This is a genomic window from Halomonas gemina, from assembly GCF_023554995.1.
GTDB classification, from domain to species: Bacteria; Pseudomonadota; Gammaproteobacteria; order Pseudomonadales; family Halomonadaceae; genus Halomonas; species Halomonas gemina.
Window position 1 is genome coordinate 267,096 of the sequence record NZ_JAMJPK010000006.1, and the last position, 19,983, is coordinate 287,078.

The 19,983-nt window shown below is 59.9% G+C and carries 21 protein-coding genes and 1 tRNA gene; 13 read left to right on the forward strand and 9 right to left on the reverse strand.

Translation table 11 applies throughout. The annotated features are described in order from the left end of the window. Position 1 precedes the first annotated feature (1 nt). From M8009_RS14625 to M8009_RS14640, 4 genes are read left to right on the forward strand one after another with little or no spacing between them, the layout of a single operon-like run. On the forward strand, positions 2-835 hold the full coding sequence (locus M8009_RS14625; protein ID WP_250062468.1) for an ABC transporter permease: 834 nt from the start codon (positions 2-4) through the stop codon (positions 833-835). 2 nt (positions 836-837) lie between these two features. Then, on the forward strand, positions 838-1,818 hold the full coding sequence (locus M8009_RS14630; RefSeq protein WP_250062470.1) for an ABC transporter ATP-binding protein: 981 nt from the start codon (positions 838-840) through the stop codon (positions 1,816-1,818). Next, positions 1,815-2,765: an ABC transporter ATP-binding protein gene (locus M8009_RS14635; RefSeq protein ID WP_250062472.1), complete on the forward strand. Its 951-nt coding sequence runs from the start codon at positions 1,815-1,817 to the stop codon at positions 2,763-2,765. The genes M8009_RS14630 and M8009_RS14635 overlap by 4 nt, the downstream gene beginning before the upstream one ends. A 4-nt stretch (positions 2,766-2,769) precedes the next feature. Continuing rightward, entirely contained in the window at positions 2,770-3,531 is a 762-nt protein-coding gene (locus M8009_RS14640) for an SDR family NAD(P)-dependent oxidoreductase (RefSeq protein WP_250062474.1), read from the forward strand. A 67-nt stretch (positions 3,532-3,598) separates the two neighbouring features. On the opposite strand, the gene M8009_RS14645 is transcribed toward M8009_RS14640, so the two are convergent. From M8009_RS14645 to M8009_RS14655, 3 genes are all read right to left on the reverse strand, one after another. Continuing rightward, positions 3,599-4,516 (reverse strand): LysR substrate-binding domain-containing protein, encoded by a 918-nt coding sequence (locus M8009_RS14645; protein ID WP_250062476.1) that lies wholly within the window; start codon positions 4,514-4,516, stop codon positions 3,599-3,601. A gap of 147 nt (positions 4,517-4,663) precedes the next feature. Then, the gene (locus M8009_RS14650) at positions 4,664-5,905 is read right to left on the reverse strand and encodes a tyrosine-type recombinase/integrase (RefSeq protein WP_250062478.1); all 1,242 of its coding nucleotides are present in this window, start codon (positions 5,903-5,905) and stop codon (positions 4,664-4,666) included. A 348-nt stretch (positions 5,906-6,253) separates the two neighbouring features. Further along, entirely contained in the window at positions 6,254-7,117 is an 864-nt protein-coding gene (locus M8009_RS14655) for a YicC/YloC family endoribonuclease (RefSeq protein WP_250062480.1), read from the reverse strand. Between the two features lie 128 nt (positions 7,118-7,245). On the opposite strand from M8009_RS14655, the gene rph reads away from it, so the two are divergent. Beyond that, positions 7,246-7,983: a ribonuclease PH gene (gene rph, locus M8009_RS14660; protein ID WP_250062482.1), complete on the forward strand. Its 738-nt coding sequence runs from the start codon at positions 7,246-7,248 to the stop codon at positions 7,981-7,983. 116 nt (positions 7,984-8,099) lie between these two features. Here the strand turns inward: rph and M8009_RS14665 are convergent, their stop codons facing one another. Next, a complete protein-coding gene (locus M8009_RS14665; protein ID WP_250062484.1) occupies positions 8,100-8,867 on the reverse strand; it encodes an exodeoxyribonuclease III in 768 nt (255 codons plus the stop codon). A 138-nt stretch (positions 8,868-9,005) separates the two neighbouring features. Between M8009_RS14665 and pyrE the strand changes: the two genes are divergently transcribed. The 3 genes from pyrE (at position 9,006) to rep (ending at position 12,342) form a co-directional block, all read left to right on the forward strand. Further along, positions 9,006-9,662 (forward strand): orotate phosphoribosyltransferase, encoded by a 657-nt coding sequence (gene pyrE, locus M8009_RS14670; protein ID WP_250062650.1) that lies wholly within the window; start codon positions 9,006-9,008, stop codon positions 9,660-9,662. A 95-nt stretch (positions 9,663-9,757) separates the two neighbouring features. Then, positions 9,758-10,276, forward strand: a complete 519-nt coding sequence (gene trmL / locus M8009_RS14675) for a tRNA (uridine(34)/cytosine(34)/5-carboxymethylaminomethyluridine(34)-2'-O)-methyltransferase TrmL (protein ID WP_250062486.1) — start codon at positions 9,758-9,760, stop codon at positions 10,274-10,276. Further along, positions 10,276-12,342 (forward strand): DNA helicase Rep, encoded by a 2,067-nt coding sequence (gene rep / locus M8009_RS14680; protein WP_250062488.1) that lies wholly within the window; start codon positions 10,276-10,278, stop codon positions 12,340-12,342. The genes trmL and rep overlap by 1 nt, the downstream gene beginning before the upstream one ends. 86 nt (positions 12,343-12,428) lie before the next feature. On the opposite strand, the gene M8009_RS14685 is transcribed toward rep, so the two are convergent. Further along, positions 12,429-13,304 carry a c-type cytochrome gene (locus tag M8009_RS14685; protein WP_250062490.1) on the reverse strand — a complete coding sequence of 292 codons (876 nt, stop codon included), beginning with the start codon at positions 13,302-13,304 and terminating at the stop codon, positions 12,429-12,431. A 222-nt stretch (positions 13,305-13,526) separates the two neighbouring features. Here M8009_RS14685 and M8009_RS14690 point away from each other — a divergent pair. Then, positions 13,527-13,603: transfer RNA gene (locus tag M8009_RS14690), tRNA-Arg, on the forward strand. A gap of 234 nt (positions 13,604-13,837) precedes the next feature. Here M8009_RS14690 and M8009_RS14695 read toward each other — a convergent pair. After that, positions 13,838-14,140 (reverse strand): hypothetical protein, encoded by a 303-nt coding sequence (locus tag M8009_RS14695; RefSeq protein ID WP_250062492.1) that lies wholly within the window; start codon positions 14,138-14,140, stop codon positions 13,838-13,840. 195 nt (positions 14,141-14,335) lie between these two features. Between M8009_RS14695 and M8009_RS19130 the strand changes: the two genes are divergently transcribed. Both M8009_RS19130 and M8009_RS14700 read left to right on the forward strand, forming a co-directional pair. Then, positions 14,336-14,458, forward strand: a complete 123-nt coding sequence (locus M8009_RS19130) for a hypothetical protein (protein WP_284047841.1) — start codon at positions 14,336-14,338, stop codon at positions 14,456-14,458. Positions 14,459-14,782: 324 nt separating this feature from the next. Then, positions 14,783-14,932, forward strand: a complete 150-nt coding sequence (locus M8009_RS14700) for a hypothetical protein (protein ID WP_250062494.1) — start codon at positions 14,783-14,785, stop codon at positions 14,930-14,932. A gap of 118 nt (positions 14,933-15,050) precedes the next feature. On the opposite strand, the gene M8009_RS14705 is transcribed toward M8009_RS14700, so the two are convergent. After that, the gene (locus tag M8009_RS14705; protein ID WP_250062496.1) at positions 15,051-16,181 is read right to left on the reverse strand and encodes an alcohol dehydrogenase family protein; all 1,131 of its coding nucleotides are present in this window, start codon (positions 16,179-16,181) and stop codon (positions 15,051-15,053) included. Positions 16,182-16,738: 557 nt separating this feature from the next. Here M8009_RS14705 and M8009_RS14710 point away from each other — a divergent pair. Together M8009_RS14710 and M8009_RS14715 are read left to right on the forward strand one after the other, a co-directional pair. After that, positions 16,739-16,909, forward strand: a complete 171-nt coding sequence (locus M8009_RS14710; RefSeq protein ID WP_250062498.1) for a hypothetical protein — start codon at positions 16,739-16,741, stop codon at positions 16,907-16,909. Positions 16,910-17,067: 158 nt separating this feature from the next. Next, complete coding sequence (locus M8009_RS14715) at positions 17,068-17,976, forward strand: LysR substrate-binding domain-containing protein (RefSeq protein WP_250062500.1); 909 nt, start codon at positions 17,068-17,070, stop codon at positions 17,974-17,976. 33 nt (positions 17,977-18,009) lie between these two features. Here M8009_RS14715 and M8009_RS14720 read toward each other — a convergent pair whose 3' ends face one another. Together M8009_RS14720 and M8009_RS14725 are read right to left on the reverse strand one after the other, a co-directional pair. Then, positions 18,010-18,597: an HD domain-containing protein gene (locus M8009_RS14720; protein ID WP_250062502.1), complete on the reverse strand. Its 588-nt coding sequence runs from the start codon at positions 18,595-18,597 to the stop codon at positions 18,010-18,012. After that, positions 18,598-19,734: a TauD/TfdA family dioxygenase gene (locus M8009_RS14725; protein ID WP_250062504.1), complete on the reverse strand. Its 1,137-nt coding sequence runs from the start codon at positions 19,732-19,734 to the stop codon at positions 18,598-18,600. Positions 19,735-19,983: the final 249 nt, after the last annotated feature.

Below are 19,983 nucleotides of genomic sequence, written 5' to 3' on the forward strand. Positions count from 1 at the left end.
AATGAACTATAAATTTTTATTAAAAAATCATTCCGCACTTGCCGGAGCTGTAATTACTTTGCTGTTTTTGTTGGCCATCATTTTCTGGCCTGTAATTTCCCCTTGGAGCAGTAGCGCACATGATTTTTTAAACGTTCTGAAGCAACCGTCATTTCAGCATCCTTTTGGGACAGATAGTCTAGGAAGAGATGTTGCCACACGAGTATTCGAAGGTGCACAGGTCTCGCTATTGATTAGTCTGTCAGGCGTTATAATAGCGATGATCATCGGTGTGAGTATCGGGCTTTATGCGGGCTACCGAGGCGGCTACTTCGATCTGATCGTCATGCGCGTTGTGGACTTGTTTTTTGGCTTCCCCGCTTTCGTGCTGGCGCTTTTCCTCATGGTAGCGCTTGGCTTTGGAGTAACGAACGTGAGCCTTGCGATCATGCTGGTCTACTTTCCGATCTTTGCCAGGATTACAAGGAACACGACCGAGGTCGTCAAAAACGATCATTTTGTGCAGGCAGCAATGATCATGGGGCAGAGCACACGGCGCATACTGTGTCTTGAAATTCTCCCGAATATCTCGGCCCCGATACTTGTGCAGGCGAGCGTAGCCGTAGCCTTTGGCATAGTGATCGAGTCAGGACTGTCGTTCATTGGCCTGGGGGTACAGCCGCCTACCGCTTCACTGGGTGTCATCATGGCCGATGGGCAAGAGTATTTTCGTCGAGCGCCTTGGGTCATGACCCTGACGGGCCTGGTCATCACTGCCTTGCTACTTGGACTCAACTTGCTAGGCGACGGCCTGAGAGACCTTTCTGATCCTCGGCTAAAAACTCGGGAGTCTTGAACATGAAAATGCTCGATGTGAAAGGACTGAATATCAGCTTTGCTCTGGATTCCAGTTCGATAAATATTTGTTCTGATGTGTCGTTCAGCCTGGCCCAAGGGAAAGTGCTTGGCCTTATCGGCGAGTCTGGTTCTGGTAAAACGATAACATGCAAGGCCATTCTGGATTTGCTCCCAGAAAATGCGGAGGTAGAAGCCAAGGAAATCAGCTTCAAAGGTCAGAACCTTTTGGGCTTGAATCAAAAGGAATTTGATGCCATGCGAGGCACGGCCATGGCCATGATCTTTCAAGATCCCGTTGGTTCATTCAACCCCGTGAAGACGATCGGGTGGCACTTCTTGCATGCAGGAAAACGGCGAAACCTGAAGCAGTATGGTCGGGGTAGAATCTTCGATGACGCAGAAGCGGCCTTAAAGGAGGTTGAGATTGCTAACCCCAGAGAGGCACTGAAAAAATACCCTCACCAGCTGAGCGGTGGAATGTTGCAACGTTGCCTGATTGCTCTGGTGCTCTTCTTGAAGCCGTCTCTGATCGTTGCCGATGAGCCGACGACCAATCTAGACAATCTTGTCGAGCGACAAATTGTTGATATCTTTGACAAGCTTAGAAACAAAATTGATGCTAGCTTCATCTTTATTACTCACGACATGACCATCGCAGAACAAATCAGTGATGAGATTGCTGTCATGTATGCCGGACAAATAGTCGAGCATGGCAATACTGCAGACATTATCGACAATCCTCACCACCCCTATACCCGGGCCTTGATCAATACGGCCAGGGAGCTAGAGAGCGACGTCGACGTCTTGACGGAAATTTCCGGTGATATCACATCGGGTCTCGGTGTTCATGACAAATGCCGGTTTGGTCCGCGTTGCCCCCTCCACAGTGCGGAGTGTGATAAGCCGATCGAGCTGAGGAACATTGGAAACCATGGGCAAGTCCGCTGCATTAAAGCCGAGAGCTTTGAGGGCCATGTATGAATACCATACTCGAATTTGACGATGTCGTAGTGCATTTCCAAGCACGTGGGAACTTGCTTTCCACGTTGTCCGGAAGGAAATCAGGCTTCAATGCGGTGGATCATGTAAGCCTGACAGTCGATAAAGGTGAGATACTAGGTATTGCCGGGGAGTCTGGTAGTGGTAAGACGACAATTTGTAAAGCAGCTCTTGGCCTGCACAGTACAGCCAGTGGGGCTATCACCCAGGAAGGCAAGCCATTATCAATCAATAATGGATCACTGCAGATGATCTTTCAGGATCCATTGTCGTCTCTTAACCCGAGACAGACCGTGGCCAAATCACTCGAGACCCCCCTGAAGTTACACAAAGATGATAATAAAGAAAATATTGATGAGACCATCGACAAGCTTCTTAACGATGTTGGCTTGAATGAAAAGTTTCGTAACAGGTTTCCCCATGAGTTATCTGGAGGGCAACTGCAGCGAGTGGCGATTGCCCGTGCATTGGCAACAAAGCCGAAAATCATCTTCGCTGATGAAGCCGTCTCGAAACTTGATGTCTCTGTTCGGGCTCAAATTCTGAATCTCTTGAAGAGTCTCAGGGACAAGTACAATCTGACTATTATATTCGTTACCCACGACTTGCATGTTGCGCATTTTTTATGTGACAGAATTGCCATTATGTATTTCGGAAAATTGCTCGAGTTGGGGCCGACGAAAGAAGTCTATGCCAACCCCTGTCACCCCTATACGCGAGAGTTGCTGGGTACGCTAGACCGTGACAACCATGTCATTGCAAGTACGCGTGACATTTTCAATCCCCTCAGTGATGATGTCAGGCCTTGTCGATATCTAAATCGATGTCCTCATGTAATGGATGAATGCAGGAAACTGCATCCAGATCATTACCCTGTCGGCCCCGAGCATACGGCGGCCTGCTATCTATTCGACAATGAGGATGATTAAGGATATGAATAATTCAGAGGCCGATGTGAAAACGTTTACGGCCCTTATCACAGGAGGAGAGCGGGGGATTGGGGCGGCTATCACCCAGGCCCTTCGGCAAGACGGAATAACGTGTACCGTGACGGGGAGGTCAAAGGGTCGCCCAACAGATCTTCATCCCGATGTGAATTACGAACCATTGGACTTCCTTGTCCAACGCAGTGTTGAAGATTTTCTGGGGTATGCCTGTGAAGATTTAAAGCCAGATATTCTTGTCAACAATGCAGGTTTCAACTTAGTAGCGCCCATAGCTGAAATGTCTTCAAGCTTACTTCGAGACATCATGGAAGTAAACCTCATTGGTCCATACCTGTTAACACAGGCATGTCTCCCTGCCATGATTGCCAATGAGTGGGGACGTATTGTGAACATTTCATCCATCTGGAGTGTTATTGGAAATTCAGGGAACAGCGCATATTGTGCTTCGAAATTCGGTATTGACGGCTTCACGGCATCATTGGCGTCCGAGGTCGCCGACAAAGGTGTTCTGGTCAATGCCGTTGCGCCAGGATACACAGCTACGGAAGCTCTCAAGTCCAAGTACAGTCAGCGTCAGATTGAGGAGGTGTCCAGACACATTCCGGTGGGGCGCCTTGGTGAGCCCGAAGAGGTAGCCGAATTAGTTTCCTGGCTGGTAAGCCCAAAGAATGGCTATGTGTCAGGCCAGAATATCTGTGTCGACGGGGGGCTGACACGAACGTCTCATCCGCTTCGAAGATGGAAATGATCCGTTGAGGAACGGGACCTGTACGTTCGCGTACAGGTCCGAAAAAATCCTTTCTGGGGATTTGTCCTCATACAGCGTCCAGCATTTTTTGTGCATCGTTTATCACTAAATCTCTTTTTGCACGTAACAGCTGTAGAAATTCGGAAGCGGTACGAGATAGGGGCTGGTGTTTTGGGTACAGCAGCCCTACATGAAACATGATCTGTGGTTCGAATCTTCGGAACGCGATACTTTTTTCTGCATAATCATGAGCAGTGAACATATCCACCATTCCTATACCGAGTCCGCGATCAATTAGTTCGCACAGTCCTGAAGCATACAGGGTTTCACATACCACTCTTGGCCTTATGTTGTGTCTTGTCAAAGATGCATCGAGCAGCTTTCTTCCCACTGCTTCTGGTCCCAGACATACGAGTGGTACACCCGAGAGATCGTCGGGCCTGATGATGCGTTTCTTGGCCAACGGATGAGCCTCAGGTATGGCAATGACATAGGGTTCGACAGAAAAGTCCTCGCTATCGAACCCGAAGCCCTCGCACGGAAACTCAGCTAGCCCCAGATCGACTTGCTGTGAGGTTACCCATCCTTCAACCCGCATCGATAATTGTAGGTCGTAGCGAATCGCCACGTCTGGCTGCTTCCTCGAAAAATCGACGACTACATCGGGAATAAATGAAAGGCCGAGTGCAGGAAGGCAGGCGACGTGCAGGCTTCCCATACGTCCAAGACGTATGTCTTCTGCAACTGTTGAGAGTTGATCATAGCTGCTAAAAGCCTTCTGCACCTCTTTATAAAAAAGCTGTGCTTCTACTGTAGGGAGCAGTCTTCCAGATCGTCTGTCAAAGAGGGTTATAGATAATGTCTGTTCCAATGAATCAATTAATCGGCTGACAGCAGGTTGGGAAATGCCCATCAACTCTGCTGCACCGCTGACTGTACCTGTTACCATGGTTTCCCGAAAAGCCTGAAGCTGCCGCCAGCGCATTGTTGTATTTCCTCTGAAATCTCGTTCACTAGTTGTGGTCTATAGATAGTTTGTTCATCCTGAGTTTACCCTGCATTAATCGCCCCGGGTATTTTAGACACTCATCAGGCTCTACATGTTGTGCCAGTGGTATTCGATGGTGAGTGCTCAGCTCTCCTCACGTGCTTCCTGGGCTTCGTTGATGGCGGGCTCCACCAACTCGGCCACTTTGGTCAGGGCCTCTTTCCTTTCATCGAAGTAATCGTGGCGGTCGTAGATGCCCTGTACTCCCTTGAGCTTGTGATTCAGGCAACGCTCCGCGACATGACCCGGCACGCCAGCAGCAGCCAACAGGCTACGGAAGGTACGGCGCAGGTCGTGCACGGTGAACTCGGCGATATCGCCCATTCTGTTCTCTGGCTGCGGCTTCTTTCCGGGCTCCTTGCCGAAGAGCTTCGCGATGGCGCGATTCAGGGTGTCCTTGCCCATGTGGGGCCGCTTGCTGCTGCGGCGGCTGGGAAAGACGTAGGGCGAACCGCAGGCGCGGGTCTTGAGCTCTTCCAGCCATCCGATGGTTTCCGGGGGGAGGGGAATGACAATCCGGGTGCCTGTTTTGCTGCGCTCTCCGGAGAGCTTCCACTGGCCTTTCTTCAGATTGAATTCTGACCACTGGGCTTCGGTCAATTCGGTCTTGCGCACCCCCAAGACGAGCAGAAGCGCACAGGCGAGGTAGTTGTCGCGACTGAAGCCGTCGCTGTTTTCCCTGAAGACCTGGAAGACATGGCGAATCTCATCGAGGCTCAGTGCTCGGTCGCGGCTTTTCTCGATGCCGCCTGCGTCGTTGACGTTGAAGGCCGCTGCTGGGTTGTAGGTGAGTAGACCCAGCTTGATGGCGTGGTTAAACAGCTGCTTCAGGTACATCAGGGTGTCGTTTGCGATGGCCGGGCGGCCACTATCGGCGACCTTCCTGACGATGGCCCGCACGTCCATGGGGGTGACGCTATCCAGGGTGAGGTGCCCGATGGAGGGCGCGACCTCCTTTTCGAAGATCCGCTTCGGGATGTTGGGGTGCTTGAGGCGCTTCTCCAAGTCCTGGAACCAGTCGCTGAATAGCTCCTTGACGGTGTGGATGGCGACCTGCTCTTTACGCTTACGCTCTTCGATGGGGTCGGCGCCGTTGCGGATGGCCTTCCGGGCCTCTCCAGCCTGCTCGCGCGCCTCAGCTAGGGACAGGTCCGCGAATTTATCCAGCGTCATCTCACGACGCTTTCCAGCGACGGTATACCGAAGCATCCAGTAGGGCGCTCCCTTACCGGGGATCATCAGGTACAGGCCGTTGCCGTCGTTGTAGCGTCCCGGATTGCCGTCCTTGATCAGGGCCTGGACCTTCTTGGCAGTGAAGCTACCCATTACCCCTCCCAGAGAGCGCCATCAAAAAATTTGAAACAAATGTTTGAGTACTTGGCGACCAGGGTAGGGCACGCCGCATCAAGTGCATGTTTACACAGCCTATGGCGCCTGGCTGGCAGGGGAGGGCTGTCACTGGAAAGGGTGGCCAGGCTCGGGGTGAGCGTTTGAAGTGGGGAGTACATTTTGGGAAAAGTGCCTTTTGGGTGGGGAGTAAGCCAGTGTACTCCCCATTGTACTCCCCACTTGGCGGTGGCTTAAGCTAGATTTTCGTAGACATCCATAGACAGTCCACACTTGATATTGCATAAAAAACAATATGATATGGATGGTGGTAGAAGTCTGTGGACATCATTCGATGTTCTGGATCTGCTCGCGCATCTGCTCGATCAGCACCTTGAGCTCCACGGCGCAGCGGGTGGTGGCCGCCACCACCGACTTGGACGACAGGGTGTTGGCCTCGCGGTTGAGCTCCTGCATCAGGAAGTCCAGGCGGCGTCCCACCGGGCCCGGCTGGTCGAGCTGGCGCTCCACCTCGGCGACATGGGTGGCCAGGCGGTCGAGTTCCTCGTCGACGTCGGCCTTCTGGGCGAGCAGCACCAGCTCGGCTTCCAGCCGCTGGGGGTCCAGCTCGGCGCGGATCGCCTCCAGGCGTTCCAGCAGCTGGGCTCGCTGGCGCTCGAGGATATGGGGCATCAGCCGTCGCACCTCGGCCACCTGAGTGTTTACTGCGGTGAGCCGCTCGCGGATCAGTGCGGCGAGCTTCTCGCCCTCCCGGGCGCGGCCCGCGACCAGGTCGTCCAGGGCGGCCTGGAACAGCGCGAGCGCCTGCTGCTTGACGGTCTCCATGTCGGGACCGCGACTCTCCAGCACGCCGGGATGGTCGAGCAGGCTCAGGGCATCGGGCATGGCGGTCCCGGGGACGCTTTCGCGGACCTCCTCCAGCGCCGTGGCCAGCGCCGCGAGACGATGGCGGTCCACGGCCGGGGCGGCCTCGTCGCCGGCCGGCTCGAAGCGCAGGGTGCACTCGACCTTGCCGCGGGCCAGGCGCGTACGCAGCGCCTCGCGGAACATCGGCTCCAGGTCGCGCAGCGCCTCGGGCAGGCGGAAGTGCGGTTCCAGATAGCGCTGGTTCACCGAGCGCAGCTCGAGCTGCAGGGTGCCGGCCGCGGTGTCGCGATCCTGGCGTGAAAAGGCGGTCATGCTGTGGGTCATGGTGCCTCCCGATGCGCCGTGATCTCTATGGGGCGGGCAGTGTAACCGATTCCCCGCCGATAGCGTGTAGAATGGCCGCCATCCCACAGCGTGACATCCCGTCACTCTTCCGGTTCAAGAGAGGTGCCATGTCTTCGGAGATCCGGCGTCCTAGCGGACGCGCCCCCGACCAGCCCCGCGAGATCCGTCTCACTCGCGACTATACCCGCCACGCCGAGGGCTCGGTGCTGGTGGAGTTCGGCGACACCAAGGTGCTGTGCAACGCCAGCGTCGAGGTCGGCGTGCCGCGCTGGCTGCGCGGCAAGAAGCAGGGCTGGGTGACCGCCGAGTACGGCATGCTGCCCCGCGCTACCCACACCCGGGGCAGCCGCGAGGCGACCCGTGGCAAGCAGGGCGGCCGTACCCTGGAGATCCAGCGGCTGATCGGCCGCTCGTTGCGGGCCGCGGTGAACCTCAAGAAGCTCGGCGAGTTCACCATCACCGTGGACTGCGACGTCATCCAGGCCGATGGTGGCACCCGCACCGCCTCCATCACCGGCGGCTGCGTGGCGCTGATCGATGCCATTCGCCACCTGCAGCGCGAGAAGCTGATCAAGGGCGACCCCTTCCACCAGCTGGTGAGTTCGGTCTCGGTGGGGCTGTTCAAGGGGCTGCCGGTGGTCGACCTGGACTACCCCGAGGACTCCAGCGCCGATACCGACATGAACGTGGTGATGGCCGAGGGTGGCGGACTGATCGAGGTACAGGGCACTGCCGAGGCCGGCACCTTCAGCCGCGCCCAGCTCGACGCCATGCTCGACCTGGCCGAGAAGGCCGGCAGCGAGCTGTTCGAACACCAGCGCGCGGCCTTGGGCATTCGCGGCTGAGCCAACCTATTGGCCGAAGCGCTGTCGCGCCTCGCCCCGTAGGAACGCATCGCGCCGGCCCGAGGGCCGGCGCGATGCGTTCCGGGCAGGCCGGAACGGCGACGAAGGGAGCGGACTCAGAGCGTCAGGTCGTACTCGACGATCAGCGGGGCGAACTCCGAGAAGGTGGCATCGTAGTCGATCCAGGCGTCCACCACGTGGCGACGGAACTCGGGGCCCACCACCTGGTAGTCGATGCGCCAGCCTTCCTGGCGGGAGCGTGGCACCTCCTGGTCGAGCTTCGGCCACCAGGTATACTCGCCGGCGTCGCGGTTGATCTCGCGGAAGGTGTCGATGAAGCCGGTGGGGCCGAACACCTGGTCCATCCAGGCGCGCTCCTCGGGCTTGAAGCCGGGCGTGGTCTGGTTGTCGGCCCAGTTCTCCAGGTCGATGGTCTTGTGGGCGATGTGCCAGGTGCCACAGATGATATACTCGCGCCGCTTGCGGGCCATCTTCGACAGGTACTCCTGGTACTGGGCCATGAAGGCCTGCTTGGCGGCAACGTCGCTGCCGTCGGGCATCAGGAAGCTGGCGATGCTGAAGCGGTCGTAGTCAGCCTGCAGGAAGCGCGCCTCATGGTCGCACTGGGGAAAGCCCAGCCCGTACATGATCGCCTTGGGGATCTTGCGGCAGTAAAGGCCGACCCCCGAGAAGCCGTCCTGTTCGGCATCGAGGAAGTAGCCCTCGTAGCCTTCCGGATAGAGGATGCTGTCGTCCAGCTCGAAGCTCTTGGCCTTGAGATTCTGCACGCAGACGACGTCGGCGTCCTGGTCGGCCAGCCAGTCGAGAAAGCCTCGACCGACGGCCTCGCGGATGCCGTTGACATTGATGGTGGCGATTTTCATACATGGTCCCTTTTGCGTCGCGCGTGTATGATACCCGACGTTTCGACGTTTGGGTAAATGGCCCCGGTCGATAGACGTGATATAGGCCCTTGACCGTGTAGAGGAGGCCCTGTGGCGGACCAACCCGGCGCGCAGCGCATGCAAGACTACCAGCGGGAGTTCATCGAGTTCGCCATCGAGCAGGGCGTGTTGAGCTTCGGCGAATTCACCCTGAAGTCCGGTCGGGTCAGCCCCTATTTCTTCAATGCCGGCCTGTTCCGGACCGGGGGCGCCCTGGCGCGGCTGGGGCGCTTCTATGCCCGGGCCATCCAGGCCAGTGGCCTCGAGGTCGACGTGCTGTTCGGGCCGGCCTACAAGGGCATCCCGCTGGCGGCCACCACCGCCGTGGCACTGGCCGACCACCATGACCGCGACCTGCCCTATGCCTTCAACCGCAAGGAGGCCAAGGATCACGGCGAGGGGGGCAACATCGTCGGTGCCGCGCTCGAGGGACGGGTCCTGATCATCGACGACGTGATCACCGCCGGCACCGCCATCCGCGAGGTGATGGGCCTGATCGAGGGCGACGGCGCCCGGGCGGCCGGCGTGCTGATCGCCCTGGATCGCCAGGAGCGTGGTCGGGGCGAAACCAGTGCCATCCAGGAAGTCGAGGCTGCCTACGCTATGCCGGTGGTCAGCATCGTCACCCTGGACATGGTGCTCGAGTACCTTGAAGAGCACGCCGGCGAGGCGATGAAACCCCATGCCGAGGCGATCCGCGCCTACCGTGCGCGCTATGGCGTAGGAGGCGATTGAGCGTCACGCGGCGTGCGGTAGGCGCTTGGCGACCGACCCTCGGGCCCCGCACGGGGCCCGAGGGCGTTGCGTGCCCTTCATATCAGGAGTCGTTGATGCTCGACGTGGTGCTCTACCAGCCCGAGATCCCCCCCAACACCGGCAACCTGATCCGGCTGTGCGCGAACACCGGGTTCCGCCTGCACCTGATCGAGCCCATGGGCTTCGTGCTGGACGACAAGCGCCTGCGGCGTGCCGGGCTCGACTACCACGAGTGGGCGCGGGTAACGGTCCATGCCGACTGGGCGGCCTTCCTGGCGGCGGTGGCCCCCGAGCGGCTCTTCGCCGTCTCGACCCGCGGGCGCACCGGCTACCATGAGCCCGCCTATCGCGAGGGCGATGCCCTGGTGTTCGGCCCGGAGACCCGTGGCCTGCCCCAGGCGCTGCTCGATGCCCTGCCCGAGGAGCAGCGCCTGCGCATTCCCATGCTGGCGGAGAGTCGCAGCCTGAACCTCTCCAACGCCTGTGCGGTGGTGGTCTTCGAGGCCTGGCGCCAACTGGGATTCATGGGGTCCGGCCTTCCGGGGGCCGGCCTGCCGGAGGGCGACGACCCCGAGTCTGCGAGGAAGTGCTGATGTCACCGACCATCGCCAGCCGGCTCGCCGGCCTCAACCCCCGCCAGCAGGAGGCCGTGCGCTACATCGACGGCCCCTGCCTGGTGCTGGCCGGGGCGGGCTCCGGCAAGACCAGCGTGATCACCACCAAGATCGCCTACCTGGTGCAGGAGTGCGGCATGAGCGCCCGGCGCATCGCCGCGGTGACCTTCACCAACAAGGCCGCCCGGGAGATGAAGGAGCGCGTGGGCAGCATGCTCAAGGGCAAGGAAGGGCACGGGCTGACCGTCTCCACCTTCCATACCCTGGGGCTCAATATCATCCGCAGCGAGCTCAAGGCGCTGGGCTATCGGCCGGGCTTCTCGCTGTTCGACCCGGAGGATGCCAAGGCGCTGCTGCGCGACCTGATGAACAAGGACGCCCAGGTCGATGCCGAGGCGATCAACGGCGTGCAGCACCAGATCTCCCAGTGGAAGAATGACCTGGTGCTGCCCGGCCAGGCCCTCTCGCATGCCGCGGACGACGACGAGCAGTACGCCGCCCGGGTCTATGAGGCCTATGTGCGTCACCTCAAGGCCTACAACGCCGTGGACTTCGACGACCTGATCCTGCTGCCGGTGGTACTGCTGCGTGACGATCCCGAGGCGCTGGCCCGCTGGCGGCGCAAGATCCACTACATGCTGGTCGACGAGTACCAGGACACCAACATCAGCCAGTACCTGCTGGTGCGGCTGCTGATGGGCGAGCGCTCGACCTTCACCGTGGTGGGCGACGACGACCAGTCGATCTATGCCTGGCGCGGGGCTCGCCCCGAGAACCTGGTCACCCTCGGCGAGGACTTCCCGCGCCTCAAGGTGATCAAGCTGGAGCAGAACTACCGCTCCACCGGCACCATCCTGCGCGCCGCCAACACCCTGATCGCCAACAACCCCCACGTCTACGAGAAATCCCTGTGGTCGGAGATGGGCGAGGGGGCGGCGATCCGCGTGGTAGTCAACCGCCATGAGGAGGCCGAGGCCGAGCGCGTGGCCAGCGAGATCCTCACCCGGCGCATCAAGGAGTCTGCCGAGTGGCGCGACTTCGCGGTACTCTATCGCGGCAACTTCCAGGCTCGGCTGCTGGAGCTCAAGCTGCAGCACTACCAGATCCCCTACAAGCTCTCCGGCGGCACCTCCTTCTTCTCGCGCAATGAGATCAAGGACGCCATGGCCTACCTGCGGCTGCTGATCAACCCGGCCGACGACAACGCCTTCCTGCGCATCGTCAACGTGCCGCGCCGCGAGATCGGCCCCAGCACCCTGGAGAAGCTCGCCAACTATGCCAACGACCAGGCCTCCGGCCGCAACATCTCGCTGTTCGCCGCCTGTCATGAGCTGGGCCTGGAGCAGCTGTTGCCGGTCAGAGCGGTCGAGAGGTTGGGGAGGTTTACCCACTTTATCGACGGTGTGCGGCGGCGCATGGACCAGGGCGACGCCATCGACGCCATCCGCGGCATGCTCCACGAGATGGACTACGAGGCCTGGCTCTACCAGAACGCCAGCGCCCCGACCATCGCCGAGCGGCGCATGGCCAATGTCTGGGTGCTGGTCGACCAGCTCGAGAAGTCCATGAACCGTGACCCCGAGGACACGGCCAGCACGGAGACCGAGACCGATGACGTGGAGGCGGCCATCTCGCGGCTGGTGCTGCGCGACATCCTCGAGCAGCAGGCCGAGGAGGACGACTCCGACCGGGTCCAGCTGCTGACCATGCACGCCTCCAAGGGCCTGGAGTTTCCCCATGTCTACCTGATGGGCCTGGAGGAGGAGCTGCTGCCCCACCGCAACGCCATCGAGGCGGGCACGGTGGAGGAGGAGCGGCGTCTGGCCTATGTGGGCATCACCCGGGCGCGGCGTACCCTGACCCTGACCCTGGCGCGACAGCGCAAGGCCTACGGCGAGCTGATGGACTGCACGCCCAGCCGCTTCCTCGACGAGTTGCCGGAAGGCGACCTCGAGTGGGAGGGCCGCGCCGACCGGGAGGACCCCGAGAAGAAGCAGGCGAGAGGCCAGGACGCCATCGCCGGGTTGCGCTCGTTGTTGGGCTGAAGCCTTTTTATTGGGCGGAGGGCCTCATCCTCGAACGCAAGCGGGGCGCCCGAAGGCGCCCCGCTTGTTGTCCTGTGGCCGGGAGCTTACTGCACCGGCTCGACCAGGTAGTCGGTGGCGGCCTTCACCTCGTCATCGGAGAGGCTCGGGTTGCCGCCCTTGGCCGGCATGGCGTTGAAGCCATTGATCGAGTGGTCATAGAGGGTCTCCATGCCCTGCTCCAGGCGGGCGGCCCACTGGTCGGCATTGCCACGTACCGGCGCACCGGCGGCGCCGGTCTCATGGCAGGCCATGCAGATCTGGTTGTAGATGGCCTCGCCGTCGATGCCGGCATGGGCCGGTTCGTCACCGGAGGCGGCGCCTTCCTCGTCTGAGGTCGCTGCTTCCTCTTCACCGGAGGCGGTACCTTCCTCGTCGGTAGCAGCCTGTTCCTCGCCAGAGGACGCGTCTTCTTCGTCTCCGGCAGCCTGTTCTTCGCCGGACGCCGCATCTTCCTCGTCGCCACCCAGTTCGGGCACGTCCATCACCGGTTCGACCAGGTAGGCGGTCGCCGCTTCCATCTCCTCATCGGAGAGGTTGGGGTTGCCGCCGCGGGCCGGCATGGCGTTGAAGCCGTTGATGGAGTGGCTCAACAGGGTCTCGAAGCCCTTGCCGGTGCGCTCGCTCCAGGCGGCTTCGTCGCCGCGCACCGGAGCGCCGGCGGCGCCGGTCTCGTGGCAGGCCATGCAGACATTGTTGTAGATGCCTTCGCCATCCACGCTGCCGCCACCGTCGGAGGTATCATCGCCACCGCTGCTGGCTGCCATGGCCGTACCGCAGTCCTCGCCCTGCAGGCAGAGCTCCCCGACCGGCTTCAGGCGTTCCGCGATGGCCTCGCGCTCCGCGTCGTCCTGTGCCACGGCGATACCTGCGGTCAGGCCCAGGGTGGCCAGACACCCCATGAACAGCTTGCTGGATTTCACTCTCACCACCTCTCGACGGTCCTGTCTTCGGAATCACGCTCGGCATCACGTCAGCCGGTGGACGCCATGGCGCGCATAAGTGCTAGCCAGTATACCGGCATCACCTACGCCTGGAAAATGTCTCGGCTCATACCATGGCCGGAAGCGAGCGGGTTGGCCGCTGGACAGCGGCGGGGCTGGCGGGTACGATGTCGACCGCCTGGCACCCATCGCCAGGCATGTGCGCCCGTAGCTCAGTTGGATAGAGTATCGGCCTCCGAAGCCGAGGGTCGCAGGTTCGAATCCTGCCGGGCGCGCCACGAATTCAAGGACTTACGGAAATTCCGTAGGTCCTTTTTTCTGCCTGTGCCCAAATCGTGTCCATACCGTGCCCAGGTCAGAAAGCAAATCAGCCATATTCTCTTTTGCTGATTGACCCGTGGCTTCTCTGGGGCACGGGTTTGGGCACAGGCTCCGAGTAACGACGTTCAACAACTCGAGACACCTTCTGGAAGGAATCGGGAGCAGGATCGCACTCGCATGACATTGACTGTTCAGGAGCGCCTCCGTCGCTCTTGCATCACCAGAACGGCCAACGTTAGCGCCGTCAGTGGCAACGCGAAATAATAGAGCAGGGTGGCACTGAAGGCTGGCAGGGCGTCGTGGTAGGTGGCCGCGAGAATCAGATAGAGGGTATAGGCCAGGTGATAGGCCAGCAGCATGGCGCCCTCCCAGCGGTTGATCAATCCGCCGGTGAAGCAGATGGGTAGGCAGGCCAGGGCGACGACGATCATCTGCCTCGAGCTTGGCGTCAAGCGCATCGAGGTGTTCTGGGCGCGGCCGGGTAGTGACTTCACCTTGCTGTTCGAGCAGACCGCCATGTCCCTGGTCAAGGAGATGCCAGTGATGGCCGCCTCCCGGCAGCTGGAGATCTCATACAAGGGGCTATGGCGAATCGTGCATCACTACGTGGTCCGCATGCTGGGAGAGCTGGATCTGCCCAGTGTGGCCACTGTCGGCGCGGCCAACGCTACGTTACGGTGTTCCTCGAGATGCAGCGCAAGCAGGAGCCGGTCATCTTCGCTGTGCCCGGGTATGGCAAGGCCACCATTACGGCCTTCAGCTCCTTTCTGGCGGAGCATGACGGCAACCCGGACAATCTTCAGGGACGTTGACGGGGGGCTGGGATATGTCGCAAGCCTTCCTGAGCGGGATTGCCGAGAACCTCCCCAACGGCGAAGTTACGGTCTTCTGGTTCCACACCTGCAGACCGCGCTGGACGAGGTCCGCAAGAAAGGGCGCCGTGAGAAGGGGTATCCCAAAGTGCTTCGGTGGGCGGTCTTGAAGCGCCTGGATAGCGGTAACCTGACGGCCAGGCAGATTACCTTGCTTCAGGAACTGTTGAGTGACTGGAGCGCCTCGGCCGATGCCTGGGTCATCACCGATAAGCTGTGCTGGATTCAGCATGCTCTGACGCCGCGTGCCTCCTGTGGCGCATCATGAACTACCTCAAGGTCATGCGGGAGGCCGTCCCCGGCCAAGCATTGCTCAAGCCGATAACGAAGGCCCTGACGGCGCTGAAGCGGCATGCTGAGCAGGAGGTGAGGCTCTGGATCCCCGGCCTGAGAAGGATATTCCAGGTGGCCTGATTAAGCACCCGTGGCTACCTGAGCGAAGCCAACGTCATCGTGATGATCTACCTGATCGGCAGCACCGTCGGTCATCTTTTTGATCAGGCCAAACCCACATTATGTGACGAAGAATCTTTCATAGTGGTGGCACCAGTACAAAGTTTCCAAAATGTTCCTTCTTGAGAAATTCCTTTTGCGCAGTCGCTATGTCTTTTAACTCGAACGTTCTTGCGACCAGCGGGCGTATGTCATCTTTTTCAATGTAATCTATGAGGTTTGAAAAGATTGGTTCATCCCAGGCTGTGCAGCCAATAAGCGTTAAATCCTTGAGATAAAAATCGCGCATATCGATGGTGGTCATCGCCCCGGCAATTGCTCCAGACGAAGCATATCGACCACCGCGAGCCATCAGCTTTAAAAGCTTTCCGACCTGCTCACCAGCGACATTGTCGATAACAACATCCACCGATGAATCCTGAACCTCAGTGCTAAGGTCCGAGCCTCGGGGAATCACTTGGTCGGCTCCCAGACTCCGGACAACATCCAGCTTACTTTCGCCGGTTACGGCGATAACATAAGCACCCCGACGTTTGGCCAACTGCACGACTGCTGATCCGACTCCACCCGACGCTCCAGTAACCAACACGCGATCAGCTTCTTTAACGTCTGCACGGTGCAGCATGTTTTCCGCCGTTCCATAGGCACAAGGTATTGTCGCAAGCTCTACATCGCTCCAATCGCAATCGATTTCAAATACTTCGCTGGCCGGAGCCGTGACGTATTGAGCAAACGCTCCATCAAAGTCCGAAGCGATCCAAAGATTATCCAGATAATCAAAGCCGTTAAGACGCATGCAGGCCCTGACAAGAACTCGCTTCCCAATATCCGGCCAGTTAGTACCCTCACCCCAGGCAACAACCTCGCCACAGCAATCCGTACCCTGAATAAATGGAAAAGGAGTTTCTTCGTTCCAGCCGCCGTCCTTGATATCTGGCTCATGAACGTTTTCAGATAAGTGCTCGGTCCCACCCTGAACCGATGAAGAATACCAGCCAAGTCGGGTGTTGATCTCTGTGTTATTGACCCCGGCCGCCAAGACCCTGAGTAACACCTCGCCTGGCCTCGGTATGGGAATCGGGACATTGCAGTAGTCAAGTTTCTCATAACCGCCGTTGCCCGTCGTCACTACTGCTTTCATCGTCGGTTGGTCACCATGAATTTTGAAACGGTTGGGATCGAGTGTTCGCAGGTAACTTAAATCAGGCATTTTTACCCCATAGAATAATGTGAGAATTCCGTGACTAAAGAGTCTTCGTTCACAACTATTGTAAATCATTGAGCCATAGTTTTGAAATGATCTGTCACCAAGGGGAGTGACCCTTCCGCTTGGGCTCAGCCGCCGTTTTGGAGGCGCAGCGCGCTGGAAAAGCAGTCGGCTTGCAGCCTCTAGTTAGGCATGTTTACCACGGTTCTCCACAAGCCGGCACAAAATCTGGTTCTTCGCAGACTGGAGTGAAAGAAAAGTGATCTTAGGGGACGTCGGAACAGAGAAACGGCGGTAAATCCGATTAAGCTGATGTTCACTACAAATGTCAGCCTACTGATACCGCCGTTGCCATGGATGCTACCCCGCTCTGCCTGTTCTGGAAAAGTTTCACCGTCGTCCATCATTAGCTCCTGGACCCCCAGACGCTGAGGCTGCAACTGGAGCCGGAGACCGCGTGCCGCCTGCTCTGCCCCGTCTGTGGCCCGACTCACGAAGTATCGACTGGCTGCCGGGCCGTTCACCCGTGCATCACGCTGCGCCAATGGGTGGAGGGCCTGATGACCCTGCTGCCGGTCCGGCACGTCGCCGACCTGGTTGGGCTGCACTGGCATACCCTCAAGGCCAACGACAAGCAGCAGCGCCCTTCAGCGCGACCTGCCGGCGCCGGACCCGACATGGCGTACTTCTTCCTGAAGATCCGTGCCGCGTTTCCCGGTAAAGTGTGGTGAACCAAAAAGGAGGCGATCCTCGTTCTATCCAGCACGCAGAGTGCGCTTTCTCACCCAGCAGGCCGACCTCGCGACACTGATGCAATATTCGAGCTAGGCAGGCAGCTGCTACATTTGGCACGCTATTAATATCTTGTGCCCGAGAAGTGACTGCCCACGTGAGCCAGCGTCCCCCTTCCATGGCCTCTCTCATCGCGTTCGAAGCCACGGCGCGCCTAGGCTCCATGACGTCGGCCGCCGACGAGGAGCGCACCACCCAGCCGACCATTTCCCAGCGCATTCGGGCTCTGGAAGAGCGGCTGGGGGTGCCGCTTTTCCACCGTCAGGGAGGCCGCTTGACCCTGACTGCCCAGGGCGAGCGTTTCTATGACGAGATAGCCCCCGGCTTGAAGCAGATCCGGGAATCCTGCGAGCGGTTGATACAGGATGGCAAACGTCCCTCTCCTTCCGTGGTGATCGCCGCCGGCTCCGGCTTCACGCACCTGTGGCTGCTGCCGCGCCTACCGGCGCTCAAACGGGCCTTTCCGGACTTGACCTTCAAGCTGATGCCGATAGATCGCGCCGACGCTCCAGAGCTACAGGGGGCCGATATTGCGATTCGCTTTGGCCCTTACGTACCGCAGGATCGGGGACGCCTGGTGGCTAGTGAAGCCGTGTTCCCCGTGTGTAGCTCTGACTATGCCCGCCAGTACGACCTGAAGGACACGCTGACCACTGCGGATCTGCCGAGGATTTCCCTGCTTCACCAAGACATTCGCGACCCCCGCTGGCTGAACTGGGCGCAGTGGTGCCGGCATGCCGGCCTGACCCTGGCGCCCCGGGACGACCTCTTCGCCTACCACAACTACGCCCTGCTGCTGAATGCTGCCCTCGCCCATCAGGGCGTTGCGCTGGGCTGGTCGATCCTCGTTCAGGACTATCTGGCGAGCGGCCAGCTGGTTGAGCTGGGGCCCCGGGTCACGCGCAAGGACTACGGCTACTGGCTCAGCGTCAAGCATCACCGCAGCGCCGTGGTCGAGCCGGTCAGCGACTGGCTGCTCGAGGCCGTCCCGACGCTGCCTTCCTGAGCCCGGCGAACCACCGCCTTCCCGGGAGCCGACTCATGGCTCCAGCGGCCGCTCCTCGCCGATCACCGCCGGATCGAAGGGCGTGCGCGAGAAGACCCGCCGCAGCATCGGCTCGAAGTGCTCAAGCGACGGCGTCGGGTAATCCGGGTCGAAGGCGGCCTGGTCGTAGCGCTCGCAGAAGTCGACGCAGCTCTGGTACCAGGGATGGTCGCGGTAGCGATCACGCTCATGCGGGTCGTCGCCGAAGTGGTGCGCGTAATAGACCTTCTGGAACAGGCCATGGTGGTGCACTACCCAAGTCACCTCGCCGCGCACATAGGGGCGGATGATGGCCGCGGCCAACTGGGAGTGGTTGTAGGGCGCCAACTCGTCGCCGAGATCGTGCAGCAGGGCGCCGATGATCATGTCCTCGTCGGCGCCGTCCGCCTCGGCGCGCCCAGCCGATTGCAGGGAGTGCTCCAGCCGCGTGACCTGGTAGCCGCTCAGGGTGTTCTCCAGGTTGCGCAGCGCCTGCAGTAGACGATCCACCAGCCCCTGATTGAACGCCTCTTCCAGGCGGTCGAGAAAGACATACTCCTCACGGGTGCCGTCCTTCATCTGTCGAAATGCGACCTTGTCCATTCAGGCCACCTCCTCGATGGATTCATGATGTTTCAGCAGGCTGGCGAATCGTTCGCGCGGACCGTCGGTGTCCAGGTAGCAGCCCTGCAGGTGACGCTGCCCTTCGCTGGGGTCGTAGCTGGTGCGCCCATGCAGCACACGGCTGTTGTCGAACAGCATCAGCTCGCCTGCATCGAGGGTAAAGCGTGCCTCGTAGGTGGGATCCGCCAGCAGCTCGCCGAGCCGCTGACGCGCCCGGTGGAACTGCCGGGTCTGGGCATCGGAGAGCAGCGGCAGCGCGTCCAGACGAGGGCTGTAGTGAACCCCGGTGGGATGGCCATCATCGTCGGTCTGGATCATGGTGCGCTGGGTGACCAGCTCGGTACCGGCGTCGACGAAGCGAAAGCGCACCGGCGTGGTCTTGAGCAGCGCATAGCCCTCGGGCTCTTCCCGGCGCAGCCGCTCGAGAACCTTGAGGCTGTCAGCCAGGGTCGACAGCCCGCCGCTGGTCTCGTTGACCAGGCAGTGCAGCAGCTGGATGCCCGGCACCGGGTTGCGATAGGGGTTATCGGTATGCGGCCCCAGCGCCACGCTGCGATAGGCCAGATCGTTGCCGCTGGGCCGCGAGTAGACCTCGAAGTAGCGCCCGAAGTTGGTCTCCTTCACGTAGCCGTAGTGGCTGCCCACCTGGAGGATACGCTCGGGGTCGGTGGGCACGCCGTAGAGGATGAGATAGCCATAGCGCAGGTAGGCGTCCAGGGAGTCGCGGAAATAGGCCGGTTCCTTGAGCACCCGCCGCCAGTCGAAGCGCACCCGCGCCTGATCCAGGCTGGCATCCCAGGGTTCGGCGGCAGGAAAGATCGCCGCGGCGTCGTCGAGCTCATCGGCCAGTACGCGGAGATCATACGTCTCGCGATGCCCATCGCTGAACGCCAGCGCCACATGCTGCTCATCGACCCGTGACGCACTCTCCAGCGTCAGGGCCGCGTCGATGGCGTGGGAATCGAATAGGCGCTGCCGGGTCATCGCCTCCAGCTGGTCCGACGCCTGGGTGCGCTCGCGCAACCACAGCGGACTGATCTCTCGCGTCTGCTGGCCGTCGTCGAGGACGACCGCCGGGGGCTGCTCGTGAATGACAAAGGCGTAGGGGGTGGACATCTCGGGCTTCCTCGGTTGGCTTCGGTCATCACGCTAGCGCTGGTGAGCATGATGAGCCCCATGCCGGGAAGCGAGTAGAGCTCATCGCTTATCCCGATGCATGCAATTTTCTTATGCCCTTGAGTTAAACATGATCGTCAGGCCTCCCAACTCATAGGGGAAATAGGGAAGGAGTGTCACGGGACCAGCCCGGTGCAATTTCCGGGCTAAGGCTCATCACCGCGGAGAATATAATTCCATATATGGAAT

Bases quoted from the DNA above. Each gene is read 5' to 3' on its own strand.
- M8009_RS14625 (WP_250062468.1), top strand. From the start codon at position 2: ATGAACTATAAATTTTTATTAAAAAATCATTCCGCACTTGCCGGAGCT.
- M8009_RS14630 (WP_250062470.1), top strand. From the start codon at position 838: ATGAAAATGCTCGATGTGAAAGGACTGAATATCAGCTTTGCTCTGGAT.
- M8009_RS14635 (WP_250062472.1), top strand. From the start codon at position 1,815: ATGAATACCATACTCGAATTTGACGATGTCGTAGTGCATTTCCAAGCA.
- M8009_RS14640 (WP_250062474.1), top strand. From the start codon at position 2,770: ATGAATAATTCAGAGGCCGATGTGAAAACGTTTACGGCCCTTATCACA.
- M8009_RS14645 (WP_250062476.1), bottom strand. From the start codon at position 4,516: ATGCGCTGGCGGCAGCTTCAGGCTTTTCGGGAAACCATGGTAACAGGT.
- M8009_RS14650 (WP_250062478.1), bottom strand. From the start codon at position 5,905: ATGGGTAGCTTCACTGCCAAGAAGGTCCAGGCCCTGATCAAGGACGGC.
- M8009_RS14655 (WP_250062480.1), bottom strand. From the start codon at position 7,117: ATGACCCACAGCATGACCGCCTTTTCACGCCAGGATCGCGACACCGCG.
- rph (WP_250062482.1), top strand. From the start codon at position 7,246: ATGTCTTCGGAGATCCGGCGTCCTAGCGGACGCGCCCCCGACCAGCCC.
- M8009_RS14665 (WP_250062484.1), bottom strand. From the start codon at position 8,867: ATGAAAATCGCCACCATCAATGTCAACGGCATCCGCGAGGCCGTCGGT.
- pyrE (WP_250062650.1), top strand. From the start codon at position 9,006: ATGCAAGACTACCAGCGGGAGTTCATCGAGTTCGCCATCGAGCAGGGC.
- trmL (WP_250062486.1), top strand. From the start codon at position 9,758: ATGCTCGACGTGGTGCTCTACCAGCCCGAGATCCCCCCCAACACCGGC.
- rep (WP_250062488.1), top strand. From the start codon at position 10,276: ATGTCACCGACCATCGCCAGCCGGCTCGCCGGCCTCAACCCCCGCCAG.
- M8009_RS19130 (WP_284047841.1), top strand. From the start codon at position 14,336: ATGCAGCGCAAGCAGGAGCCGGTCATCTTCGCTGTGCCCGGGTATGGC.
- M8009_RS14700 (WP_250062494.1), top strand. From the start codon at position 14,783: ATGAACTACCTCAAGGTCATGCGGGAGGCCGTCCCCGGCCAAGCATTG.
- M8009_RS14705 (WP_250062496.1), bottom strand. From the start codon at position 16,181: ATGCCTGATTTAAGTTACCTGCGAACACTCGATCCCAACCGTTTCAAA.
- M8009_RS14710 (WP_250062498.1), top strand. From the start codon at position 16,739: ATGACCCTGCTGCCGGTCCGGCACGTCGCCGACCTGGTTGGGCTGCAC.
- M8009_RS14720 (WP_250062502.1), bottom strand. From the start codon at position 18,597: ATGGACAAGGTCGCATTTCGACAGATGAAGGACGGCACCCGTGAGGAG.
- M8009_RS14725 (WP_250062504.1), bottom strand. From the start codon at position 19,734: ATGTCCACCCCCTACGCCTTTGTCATTCACGAGCAGCCCCCGGCGGTC.